Here is a 13,329-nt window from a genome sequence, read left to right on the forward strand (position 1 = left end):
TCACTGCTAAGCTAATGTGAGCTAGGTTGTCGAGTTAAATATATTCTTTCCACAAAATAATTAACTTTAGCTTCTGAAATCTATTACCAAGCAGAGTAAGATAAGCAGATTGATGTTTAAGCTGATAATTTTATTCAGCCTGATGGTTTATCCACTGCGTTACTGGGAGCACAGATTTGTCTTTAACGCCTACTATCCATAAAAGTCCAAATGATCATCGCCAATACAAATACCTGTTGCTTGAAAACCAGCTCAAGGTGCTATTGGTAGAAGATATGCAGTCGGCTCAGGCCGCATCCTCTATGGCTGTCGGTGTGGGGCATTTTGACGACCCAGCAACCAGACCTGGCATGGCACACTTTTTAGAGCACATGTTGTTTTTAGGCACAGAAAAGTACCCCGACGCTGGTGAGTACCATGCTTTTATTAACCAACATGGTGGCAGTAATAATGCCTGGACAGGCGCAGAGCAAACCAACTTTTTCTACAGTATAGATGCAGACGCCTTTGAGCCGTCACTGGATAGATTTAGCCAGTTTTTTATTTCGCCAAAATTTGATTTAGCCTTAGTCGACAGAGAACGCCATGCTATCGAGTCTGAATTTAGCTTAAAGCTTAAAGATGATATTCGCCGCGTCTATCAAGTTCAAAAAGAGTCCGTAAATCCAGCGCATCCTTTTGCTAAATTTTCCGTGGGTAATCTTGAGACCTTAGCTGGAGATGAAGCCACGCTTCAACAAGAGCTGTTGGCATTTTATCGCGAACGCTACAGCGCTAATGTGATGACGCTTTGCTTAGTGGCACCGCTGTCTTTAGATGAACTCGAAGGGCTAGCAAGACGCTATTTTGGCAGCATAATCAATACTCAGCGTCAAAGACAGTACCCACAAGAGCCGTTTCTTACCGACACACAGCGCCTCAAGCAAATCAGCATAGTGCCCTTAAAAGATCAAAAACGAGTCAATTTAAGCTTCGCACTGCCAGGAATTGATCAATTTTACCGCCGTAAGCCGCTCACTTTTATTAGCCATCTTCTAGGTAATGAAAGCCCAGGCAGTTTATTGTCTTATTTGAAGGGTCAAGGGCTTGCCAATAATTTGTCCGCTGGTGGCGGCATGAATGGCTATAACTTCAAAGAGTACAATATTTCAGTTCAGTTAACCGACAAAGGCTTGCAAGAGCTGGATGAAGTCGTCGCCTGTGCCTTTGAATACATTAACCTTATCAGCACTCAAGGACTTGAGGCCTGGCGTTATCAAGAGCGGGCCAATTTGCTAGAAACCGCATTCCGCTATCAAGAACAAATAAAAGCCTTAGATCTTGCCAGCCATTTAAGCATTAACATGCATCACTATCGCCCTGAAGATTTGGTCTATGGTGACTATCGAATGGATGGTTTCGATAACGATGAAACCACTATGTTGTTATCCTTGTTAAGGCCTGACAACATGCGCTTGCAAGTGGTCGCAAAAGAGCTCACCACAGACAGGCAAGCCGCTTGGTACCATACTCCCTATGCAGTTGCTGACATAGCTCCCGAGCGTTTGCGCAAGTGGAAGGTTAATAGCATTAGAGAAGGATTAGCGCTGCCTGAAAAAAATCCCTTTATTGTTGCAAATCCACAAGCGCGGGCTGAAAAAAGTAGCTGCATTCATCCAAGGCTGGTGGCAGAAGGTCCGGCTTATCGCCTATGGCACAAAAAAGATGATGAATTTAATGTGCCAAAAGGTCACATGTACCTGTCACTTGATTCTGACCAGGCCAGCAAAAGCCCGTTACATGCTGCGCTCACCCGGCTGTATGTCGAGATGCTGCTGGACTATTTGACAGAAGCCACCTATCAGGCCGAAGTCGCTGGGCTCAATTACAACATTTATCCCCATCAAGGCGGGATAACCCTGCATTTGACTGGGTTTACCGGCAACCAAGAGACCTTGTTGTCCTTAGTCATTCACAAAGCCCGCGAGCGAAACTTTACTCAAGAACGCTTCGATACTATAAAAAATCAATTACTTCGCAGTTGGCGTAACGCCAGTCAAGCAAAGCCGATTTCTCAGCTGTTTACGGGTTTAACCGTGACATTACAGCAGCGCAGCTATGAGCCAAGTCAAATGGCCATAGCCCTTGAACATGTGGAACTGGCCCAACTGCATGATCATGTTAGCGCTTTCTATGAAAAGATTTACCTTGAAGGCCTAGTCTATGGTGATTGGTTAGAAAGCGAGGCTAAGCAGCTCAGTAAGCGCTTGCAAAACTTGTTGTCGTTAGTCTCAAAACCCAGCAAAGAAGCAGCCAGAGAACTGGTTAATATGGCCCACAAAGGCACAGTGATGCGTGAACTTTCTATTCATCATCAAGACAGTGCAATTATTTTATATTATCAAGCAGTGTCATCGACACCTGAAAATATGGCCACTTTCACCCTGCTTAATCACACCATGTCATCGACTTTTTTCCATGAACTTAGAACAGAGAAGCAATTAGGTTATATGGTTGGCACGGGTTACTTACCGCTTAATCGCCACCCTGGAATGATTTTTTATATTCAATCCCCTACCGCTGGGCCAAAGCAACTACTGGAAGCCATAGATGAATTTATTGCCGACTTTAACTATGCCGTAATGCAAATCACTAATGAGCAATGGGAAAGCACCAAACTTGGCTTAATTAATCAAATAATGGAGCATGATGCTAACCTTAAAACCCGCAGCCAGCGCTATTGGGTGAGTTTAGGCAACAGAGACTATTCGTTTGATCAGCGTGAAATGGTGGTTGCACAAATTAAGCGACTCACTCGAGCTGACTTAATTAAATTTATGATGCAACAGATGCGCAGTAAACATTGCAATCGCTTAGTATTATTTAATCAGGGGGTACAGCATCAACAGCATGAACCTTTACGTTCAGCTGAGATGATTACCGATTTAAACCACTTTAAAAAGTATTCTGATAAGTTTGATTTTTAATTCACAAAACCAACTGACACTTAAATCCAGTTGGTTTTAATCTTAACTCTGCATAGTTAAGCGGCAATAACATTGCTATTGAGAAATAATTGCAACAAGGTTTTGACAATTGTCATCATTTCTGAAAAAGTGGGAGGTTAATCGGCATCGACCAAAATAAGAATAATATTATGCCCATCTCACGTTTTCTTGCTATTTTTACAGTTTTTTTCTGTAGCTACATGGTTATTTATCCAAGCTCAGTTTTAGCCTTTGGGGCTCAAACAGCATCTACCAACCTGTCAGATATCAATTCCAGAGTAGAACCACCTACCAAAAAACAATTGGTAAATAAAGACAATAGATTCAAAATAAAGTTAAATTACGATAGTTATAATATTGCAGAAGGAGTGTCTCAAAGTCGAGTTAATAGCATGGTCGAAGATAGGTTTGGTTACATCTGGATAGGGACTCTCAATGGATTAAATCGTTTCGATGGCACTAATTTTGAACATTTTTTTGCAGATGACTCCAACGGTTTGCCCAGCTCATTCATAAGAAGTCTATTGATCGATGGTGAAGGTAATTTACTCGTTGGAACAGATGCAGGCTTAGTCGTTTACAACAATGATACTGAAAAATTCTATCCTTTCTATGTTAACAATGAGAAATTAACTTCACCTATTTGGTCTCTATCCTTATCAAAAGATAAAGTCTTTATTGGGATGAATAATAAAATCCTTATCCAACCTGGAGGTGAAATAAAAAACGAACAATTAAAAGAAGTAAAAAAAGTTATATCTATAGCGGAAACCATTTACATAAGAAATTATGACGGAGAAATATTTAGCTATAAAAATAATATCTTAAAGTTATTTGAAAAAAACAGTCTTGACATGGTCGATACTGAAAAAAAACTAATTATTGCACTGAACAATGGTCTATACGAATCATCTTTAAATAGTAAAAAACATTTGTCAAATAATGTTTATTATAATTTTTCAAAAAGAACAAGCGACAACGAATTAATATCCATACATAATGGTGAAATTATCACCCCTGAGAGTGAAGAATCACAAGGAGTATTGAGTGATAACCCAAAGGAGTTTGGAGGTTCGTTAATCAAAGAGGTTTCAGAATCTACTCTTATTACAAAAACAAATGAAGGTTTTTTACAAATTAAAAAAAACAGTAACTTAGTAAGAAAGATACATGGTATAGATGAAAATATTTGGTCCATGGCAAAATCTAGTGATGGTGATTCAATTTTCATAGCCGATGATAATGAAAAAATTAAAATTTTTAATAGAAACATGCAGCTAAAAGGAGAAGTTGATGTCGGTGCATCATTTGGTCCTAAGTTAGTCATCACTTTCAAAGGCGCCCTTTACACGGCATCATCCAATGGGCTGTATATTACGAACTTAGTAACCTATGAAAATAAAAAAATATCGAGCCTCCATGTCACAGCACTTACTCTAAGTGATAATGAGGATTTAATAATTGCTGGAACAATTGATGGTGAGATACTAAAAATATTAAACCAAGAAGTAATTCAAACATTAAGCAGTAAAGATGACAGCCCAATTTACGATATACTCTATGACAATGGAAACATGTGGATCGCATCACAAAGCGGATTAATGAAGATATCAAAAGCAAGCAGGAAAAAAATATTCAGCTCCGATTTGGTAACAAGTATAAAAAAATATAAAAACAAACTGTATGTAGGAACAAGAACAGCATTATTGTCAATTGACGAAATAAGCAATGAGACTAAAGAGATTCACGCGGGAAACAAAGCCATTTACGCAATTCATATCAAAGACGATCACCTTTCAGCATCATCAAACAGCGAGATCATCATCTTAAATATAGAAACACAAAAAAAGCATATATTACAAGTTAACAATGGCGCTCAAACAGACTACAACATTCAATCCATGTTGGATATAAATGAAAATATTATTTTTGGTGGTGTCGATGGATTAAGCATATTAAATACCCACGAAATTATGAAGCATTTAAATCAAGAGAAAGCACCATCGGTATTACTATCAAGCTTTTCATTATTTAACATTGTTAAAAAAGGTTCCAGCCCTCAATTAAAAACATCAATTAGCTCTTCAAAGCAAGTTAATTTAAAATTTTCTGACTACCCATTCTCCTTCAAATTTATCGTCCCAGGAAAGACATTTGATGAAGTCGAATTTTATTATCAAATGCAAGGGTTATCTAATAATTGGCTTCCTGCTAAAGAAGTAAATTCAGCCACCTATACTAATCTGTCCCACGGCGAATACCTTTTTAATGTCTATGCCGTTGATAAACTCACAGGAAAACAAGGGCCAACAAAATCAATTAAAGTCATCATCACCCCTCCATGGTGGTTATCTTTAGAAGCAAAATTTGTTTATGCGCTACTCACCTTTCTATTCGTCAGCGCATTGCTTAAAACTATGGTGCGGCGCAGAGAAGTACAAAAACAGATAGCCTTAAGTGAAGAGCGACTTAAATTATCGCTTTGGGGTAGCGGCGATGAAATGTGGGATTGGGACATAGAATCAGGCAAAATTTATCGTTCTAACATCTGGGGCACCTTGGAGTTCCCCCAGGATGGCCAACGCTCAGGTCAAGTCGATGGTGAAAGTAATATACACCCGCAAGATCAAGAACGAGTAAAATTCGCATTAAATCAGCACTTTAATGGCATGGCTGAACATTTTGAAGTCACTTACCGCGTCAGAAATCGAAGCAATGAATGGCTGTGGATTTTAGATAGGGCAAAAATTGTTGAACGTGACAATAATGAGCGGCCATTGCGAATGACAGGAACCATTAAAGATATTAATAATATCAAACAAACTGAAGAACAGCTGCGGCTATTTGCCAGAGCGATTGAAAACATTTCTGAAGGTATGTTTATTCTCGATGCTAATCACCAATTTGTTGAAGTTAACGCAGCTTGTTGCGAGCTATTACAAAGAACAAAACTTTCATTTCATGGTGAGCGTTTGTCTTTTACTCTTTATCCTGAGTCTTTTTCCATTCAAATTCGCAGTCTTATTGCTCAACAAGGCTATTGGAGCGGCGAAATCGAAGCATTAAAAGCAGATGAAACCACATTTTTAATGTCCCTGACTATCGATGCCATCAAGGATGAATTAGGGCAATTTAGTCACTATGTGGGCATTTTTTCTGATATCACCCGCCGCAAGCTACAAGAAGAAGAGCTTAGAAAACTCACCAACAATGACATATTAACCGGCCTTGCTAACCGCTCCAGCTTGCAAGTCACCTTAAGTAATCTCGTCAAAAAAGACATACATCACACCTTGATGGTATTAGATCTTGATAACTTCAAGCGCATCAATGATTCATTAGGTCATCAAATCGGAGATAGCCTAATTATTAAGGTTGCTGAGCGCATTCAGACGACGATTCCTTCTCATGCTAGTTTATATCGCCTCGGTGGTGATGAATTTGCCATATTACTGGATAAAAACCCTGATATTGCATCTAGCGCTGCGATTGCGGGAAGTATCATAGAGAGCCTTAAGTCCCCATTCACAATTGAGTCTGAGCAACTCGTTGTGGGCTTAAGCATAGGCATAGTCTTATATCCTGAAGATGAGCAGAATGAACAGGCGCTACTCAGAAAAGCCGATATCGCCATGTATCATGCTAAATCTGGCGGCGGTAATCGATACCAATTCTATGCTGAATCACTCAATCAAAACGTGTTAAGGCAACTTGAAGTCGAAAACCTTATTCGCCAAGGGTTAAAAGATGATTTATTCGAAGTGTACTATCAGGCAAAAGTGGACCTGAAGCAAAACAGAATCACCGGCATGGAAGCATTAGTGAGGCTTAACCATCCAGAATTGGGGATCATTGCCCCAAATGAGTTTATTCCCCTAGCTGAGGAAAGTGGTCTCATCATAGAGATAGGCGATATTGTCCTTAGAAAAGCCTGCACGGCAGCTCAAAAATGGCGCCAACAAGGCATATTCAACGGCCGTATCGCCGTCAATTTATCGTCAAAACAATTTGCTCTACCAAATCTTGTACAAGGTATCGAGTCAATATTACGTCAAACCCAGTTGCCTGCAGCAAACCTAGAGCTAGAAATAACCGAAGGCACTGTCATTAAAAATCCAGAAAGCGCCATAAAAGTTATGCAGCAACTTGCAAAAATGGGCATCTGCCTAGCACTGGATGATTTCGGTACTGGTTACTCATCACTGTCTTACTTAAAGCGTTTTCCTATTCATAGGCTTAAAGTTGATAAAAGCTTTGTTGATGATATCGACAAGTCAGACATGGATTTAAAAATGGTCGACTCTATTATCACTATCGCCCATAACATGGGGCTAACAGTGGTAGGTGAAGGAGTTGAACAAGCCGCTCAGCTTTCTATTTTAAAAGCATTAAATTGTGAAGAGGTTCAAGGGTATATTTTTAGCAAGCCGGTGCCAGAAACCGATTTCACCCAATTGTTAGTCACTGACTCAAATAAAGATAAACAAGAAGATAATAACAAATAATTATATAAAACATACAAGTTGGCATAATATCTGCAAATCTCAATTCAGTAGTCAAAAAATAAATATAACCTGAACCCTGAGTAGAGAGATAAAGAAATGATCAAAGGACTAATTACACTTGCAATACTGGCCACAGTTTCAAATTCTGGTTTAAATATGGATATCCCCTCACAGATAACACAAGGTTTATCACCTCAAGTAACACTGAATACAGTAAAAGATATTACTGTTGCGGGAATACCATGGGTAAAATGTACAACCAACCAACTCACGGCTTAAGGGAGAACGGATATATGTTAAATTCCCTGCTTAAAACACTTGGTTTTTATAAGCCTGCTCGTAAAAAAGTTAAATTACCTCAGGGCTTAGAGCATTTAGAAGTGATCCAGGCTAAAGCTTGGTGGCACTAAATAAGTCACTTGTTAATAAAAAAGGAGCTTAAGCTCCTTTTTTATTGCGGGGGGTATTCAAACTAGCAAATAAACCTTCCCTTTGAGCCTAAACTTGCACGCTTTATCGCTAAGCGTTTGTGGGTCATAAACAGTGGGTAGATTGCCGGCCCTAGAAAGCAGCTAAACAGACTCCAGCGCTTAACACCTAGTCCGTGTTTAAAGGCACTTCGGCCGCAGAAAATGGCCGACACCAGCCAAAGGGGAATAATTAGAAATATCACTGTGACCTCATACTTCAGTAAACATCATTTCATTGTCATTTATTCTTCGCTTAACCTAAGTCAACCTCAACGTTTGATGACAAATAGTTATAAAACAGACACTTACACCGAAAGCTGCGTTATTCCTTTACACGAAAAGACTTGCAATAGGCTAGCTATTGACACGTAAATTCGCCTTATTTTCAGCGCAACGTTCAAGTTTGAATGTAAGATATTGAATTTTATGACAATTCACTACCGTTTATCCATCTCTTAACCCGACTGGAGGTTAAATAGCAGCGAAAGCTGTATTTTAGCGGCGTCACTATACCTAAAATAAGCTTAAAAATCGAGCGCTAACAGACTTTATAAAACGGCAACCATTTTCCTTAAGAATAAAAAAACGGCATATTAATGCCGTTTTTTTTAAGCTTATTTTCGACGTTTTCTTAACCGCCATTCAAGCTAAGCAATAACTTAGTTACTTACATTAGTTACTTACATTAGTTAATTACATTAGCTACTTAGTGTAAAAAGTCTCGCCGCTTTCTGCCATGGTTTTAAGTTTCTCGCTTGGGGCGAAACGCTCACCATGAAGCTTCTGATAATGCTCTAATCTTGCCACCATATGTGCAGCCCCAAGGCTGTCCATATAACGGAATGGGCCACCCAAGAAAGGCGGGAAGCCGATCCCGAAGATAGCGCCGATATCACCATCCCGTGGCGAAGCAATAATGCCTTCTTCTAAACAGCGCACCGCTTCATTGAGCATTTGAATGCTACAACGCTCGCTGATTTCTTTGCCGTCTTTATTAGATGCATTAATGATCCCAAGCACGCCGTAAATAGACTCATCAACCAATTTAGCTTTCTTGGCTTTAGGGCCGTATTGGTAGAAACCTTTGCCATTTTTGCGGCCTTTACGGTCATCATTTAATAGCTTGGCAAATGCACTCGGTGCTTGGAAACGCTCACCTAATTCTTTTTCTAGAATGGGGGATATTTTAGCGCCCACATCGATGCCCACTTCATCAAGCAAGGTCATAGGCCCAACTGGGAAGCCAAACTTAACCAATGACTTATCTAAGTGTTCGATTCGCTGACCTTCCAGTAACAGCTGCGCCGCTTCATTCATGTAAAGCGCTAAAATACGGTTCACATAAAAGCCTGCGCCATCTTTTACTACGATAGGCGTCTTGCCTTGCTTGCGGGCAAAAGCCACAGTGGTGGCGATAGTTTGCGCCGAGGTTTTCTCATGGGCAATCACTTCAACTAACGGCATTTTCTCAACCGGTGAGAAGTAATGCAGACCAATGACGTTTTCAGGACGCGCGGCGGCCGCAGCGATTTGACCAATAGGTAAAGACGAAGTGTTTGAAGCAAAAATGGTATGTTCACCACATTCACGCTCTACATCTTTAACCATCTGATGCTTAAGAGCTAAATCCTCAAATACTGCTTCAACCACGATATCGGCATCTTTAACGCCTTTATATTCAGTGGTTGTGGTCATCAAAGCCATTAAACCATCACGGGCAGATGGCGTCATATGACGGCGCTTAACGCCCTTATCCAATAATTTATAAGCATAAGCTAAGGCATTACTCAGGCCTTTATCATTGATGTCTTTAACGCGAGCTGGGATCTTGGCTTTAGTGGTAGTAACAGATGCGATACCGCCGCCCATCAAGCCGCCACCTAACACTACGGCTTTACGCACTTTACGTGGTTCGACGCCGTCGACTCCTGTCTCTTTTTTCATTTCAGTGGTGGCAAAAAACAAACTGCGCAGCGCCGCTGACTCTGATGACATCACTAAAGTTGAAAAATGCGTGGCCTCAACTTCAAGGCCTTTTACCATGCCTTTGTTTAATCCTTGACGCACGCAGTCAATAATTTTCCCAGGTGCTGGATAATTACCCTGAGTTTTCTTCTCAACTTGCTTGCGCGCCTGATCGAAAATAATATCGCGGCTAAAGCTGGTTGACTCTAACACTTTATTAATGAAGCTTTTCTTCACTGGCGCAGCCGTTTTTTTGCCTTTTTTAGCTAAATTAACCGCGGTTTCAAGCAAGATACTGTTTGGCACCACATCATTAACTAAACCCATTTTCAAAGCTTGCTTAGGGCGCACTTGTTTACCCGTTAGCATCAAATCAAGCGCTGTGGTTATGCCAACAAGGCGCGGTAGACGCTGAGTGCCGCCGCCCCCTGGCAGTAAGCCAAGTTGTACTTCTGGGACCCCAAGCATAGTTTTAGCATCATCACTACACACGCGTAAATGACACGCCAGCGCAAGCTCTAAACCGCCGCCAAGGCAAGCACCATTGATGGCTGCAACCACAGGGATGCTTAACCCTTCAAGCTCGGCAAACACTTGATGACCTTGCTGTGATAAGGCTTTGGCAGCATCGCTGCTGATGCAAGCATCCAACATGCTGATATCGGCGCCAGCAACAAATGAGTCTGCTTTACCCGAAATAACCACTAGGCCTTTAATGCTAGAGTCTGATTTTATCTCAGCTAATACTGTGCTTATCTCTGGGCCAAATTCGGCTTTGAGGGTGTTCATGGTTTCGCCTGGGACGTCCATGGTCAACACCGCGATGCCGTCATCGCGGCGGGCTAAATTAAATGTCTTTTCCATTAGGCTTACTCCACTTCAACTATCATTGCTGCGCCTAAACCACCAGCCGCACAGGCTGTGGCTAAACCAGTACCACCGCCGCGGCGTTTAAGTTCACGACACACTTGGGTGATAAGACGGGTACCGGTAGCTGCAAAGGGGTGACCGTAAGCGAGCGAGCCGCCTAGGACGTTAAATTTGCTCATGTCGATGTCACCAATGGCGCGATTACGGCCAAGTTTCTCTTCGGCAAACTTTTTCGAGCCAAACATTTGCATGTTAGCTAAGGTTTGCGCGGCAAACGCTTCGTGCATTTCAATCAGGGTTAAGTCTTCAAGCTCCATACCCGCACGCTTAAGCGCTAAAGGTGTGGCATAAGATGGGCCCATCAACATGTCTTGCCAAACGTCAATGGCAGTAAAGGCATAACTCTTGATATAGCCAATGGGCTGGTAACCTAGCGCTTTAGCACGACCTTCACTCATCAATATGATGGCTGATGCACCGTCGGTAAGCGGGGTACTGTTTGCCGCAGTCACGCTGCCGTGCTTGCGATCAAACGCTGGACGCAGCTTAGCGTAAGACTCAAGCACTGAGTTTTCACGAATGTTGTTATCGCGGTCAATAAACTGCTTATAAGGGGCAACGTGGGCCGTCATCACTTCATCACGAAGATGGCCAGAATTCCATGTTTCTGTGGCTAGCGTGTGCGAGCGATGCGCTAATGCATCTTGATCTGCGCGGCTAATGCCGTAAGTTTTAGCCATTTGCTCAGCGGTTTGCCCCATAGAAAGACCGGTTGAGTATTCGGCAACCGCTGGCGGTACTGGCATTAAATCTTTTAGGCCAAGGCGGCGCATAATGGCAAACTTTTGCCCCATGGTACGGGCTTTATTCAAATCCACCAAAGCGTGAGCTAATTTCTTAGACACAGTAATAGGCAATACAGATGAAGAATCCGCGCCACCAGCAATACCGATTTCCACGTTACCAGTCATAATAGATTCAGCCACGTTAACCGCTGACTGGAAGCTAGTCGCACAGGCGCGGGTGACACTGTAAGCATCCGTTGACACATTCATGCCAGTGCCAAGGACAATTTCGCGGGCAATGTTAGGCGCCGCAGGCATCAATACCACTTGGCCATAGACCAACTGCTCAATGAGTTTAGGGTCAAGTTCAGAGCGAGAAATCAGCTCATTAACCACCATTTTACCCATATCTAAGGCCGACACACCGTGAAAGGCTGTCGCTTGTTTAGCAAACGGCGTTCTAAGGCCGGCAACAATCGCGATCCGTTCGCCGCGAGCATTCTTTACCTGTTGTCTGTCACTCATTTGTCACCTTCTTTATTATTTTGAAAACCCCATATTGAGGCTTAAACTGACATATCCATTACAGCCAACCATTCTGGTCTGACCATACAAGTGTGATCTGATTCTAACTTTTAATTGACAAGTTTTAAACACCCGTTTATTTGATAAAAGTTAATTTGTGTTAATCCTACTAGCCAAAGTGCCATAAAATTCATTAACATGGGCCAAATAACCGTGAACAAACACTAAATAAACTGAGTATCATCATGCCTTTGAGTCGATTTCATTCATTAAGAGCCTATTTAGACAATGTTATTTTAGGACAAACCGTCCTAACGGAAAATTTACTTATCGCCTTAATTGCCGATGGTCATCTATTAGTAGAAGGGCCGCCAGGACTTGCTAAGACTCGTGCAGTTAAGGCCTTGTGTGATGGCGTAGAGGGGGATTTTCATCGCATCCAGTTCACCCCTGACTTACTGCCCGCTGATTTAACTGGCACAGATATCTATCGCGCCCAAACAGGCACCTTCGAATTTGAAGCCGGCCCCATCTTCCATAATCTGATTTTGGCTGATGAAATTAACCGTGCTCCAGCTAAAGTGCAGTCTGCATTATTAGAGGCCATGGCCGAAGGCCAAGTGACTGTGGGTAAAACCAGTTACCCTTTGCCTAAACTGTTTCTTGTGATGGCAACCCAAAACCCACTGGAAAACGAAGGCACTTATCCCCTGCCTGAAGCCCAGCTCGACCGCTTCTTAATGCACATTAATCTTGACTACCCAAGCGGTGAGACTGAAAAACAGATTTTGCGTCAATCACGTCAAGAAGCCATTACTCATACTTTGCCGACCACGGAACCTGTGGCACAGGCCGATGTGTTTGCCGCAAGGGATCAAGCTATGGGTCTTTATCTTGCTGAGCCGCTTGAGGATTACATTGTAGAAATTGTGATGGCGACCCGCGAGCCTGCGCGCTACAGCGCCGAATTAGCCAAATGGCTTGAATACGGCGTTAGCCCAAGGGCCACTATAGCGTTAGAGCGCTGCGCCCGCGCCCGTGCTTGGCTGCATAATCGTGACTTTGTCTCCCCAGAAGACATTCAAGCTGTGGCCCCAAATGTACTGCGCCATAGATTACTGCTCAGCTATCAAGCCCAAGCCGAAGGGGTGACTCCAGACAGGGTTATCAACCATATCCTAAGCCAAGTTGCCGTGCCTTAATCGGCTTGAGAACCAGTAAG

At 42.2% G+C, this 13,329-nt stretch carries 5 protein-coding genes; 3 read left to right on the plus strand and 2 right to left on the minus strand.

The window, feature by feature from the left end; genetic code table 11:
* The first annotated feature begins 176 nt into the window (after window positions 1-176).
* Together H5073_RS09340 and H5073_RS09345 are read left to right on the plus strand one after the other, a co-directional pair.
* Window positions 177-2,966: an insulinase family protein gene (locus tag H5073_RS09340; protein ID WP_182679177.1), complete on the plus strand. Its 2,790-nt coding sequence runs from the start codon at window positions 177-179 to the stop codon at window positions 2,964-2,966.
* Window positions 2,967-3,136: 170 nt separating this feature from the next.
* On the plus strand, window positions 3,137-7,492 hold the full coding sequence (locus H5073_RS09345; protein WP_182679179.1) for an EAL domain-containing protein: 4,356 nt from the start codon (window positions 3,137-3,139) through the stop codon (window positions 7,490-7,492).
* 1,172 nt (window positions 7,493-8,664) lie between these two features.
* Here the strand turns inward: H5073_RS09345 and fadJ are convergent.
* A complete protein-coding gene (gene fadJ / locus H5073_RS09350; RefSeq protein ID WP_182679181.1) occupies window positions 8,665-10,791 on the minus strand; it encodes a fatty acid oxidation complex subunit alpha FadJ in 2,127 nt (708 codons plus the stop codon).
* Between the two features lie 5 nt (window positions 10,792-10,796).
* Window positions 10,797-12,107, minus strand: a complete 1,311-nt coding sequence (gene fadI, locus H5073_RS09355) for an acetyl-CoA C-acyltransferase FadI (protein WP_182679183.1) — start codon at window positions 12,105-12,107, stop codon at window positions 10,797-10,799.
* Between the two features lie 245 nt (window positions 12,108-12,352).
* Between fadI and H5073_RS09360 the strand changes: the two genes are divergently transcribed.
* Complete coding sequence (locus tag H5073_RS09360) at window positions 12,353-13,309, plus strand: MoxR family ATPase (protein WP_182679185.1); 957 nt, start codon at window positions 12,353-12,355, stop codon at window positions 13,307-13,309.
* Window positions 13,310-13,329: the final 20 nt, after the last annotated feature.

The sequence above is a fragment of the Shewanella sp. SR44-3 genome (assembly GCF_014163735.1).
GTDB lineage: Bacteria > Pseudomonadota > Gammaproteobacteria > Enterobacterales > Shewanellaceae > Shewanella.

Bases quoted from the DNA above. Each gene is read 5' to 3' on its own strand.
- H5073_RS09345 (WP_182679179.1), top strand. From the start codon at position 3,137: ATGCCCATCTCACGTTTTCTTGCTATTTTTACAGTTTTTTTCTGTAGC.
- fadJ (WP_182679181.1), bottom strand. From the start codon at position 10,791: ATGGAAAAGACATTTAATTTAGCCCGCCGCGATGACGGCATCGCGGTG.
- H5073_RS09360 (WP_182679185.1), top strand. From the start codon at position 12,353: ATGCCTTTGAGTCGATTTCATTCATTAAGAGCCTATTTAGACAATGTT.
- fadI (WP_182679183.1), bottom strand. From the start codon at position 12,107: ATGAGTGACAGACAACAGGTAAAGAATGCTCGCGGCGAACGGATCGCG.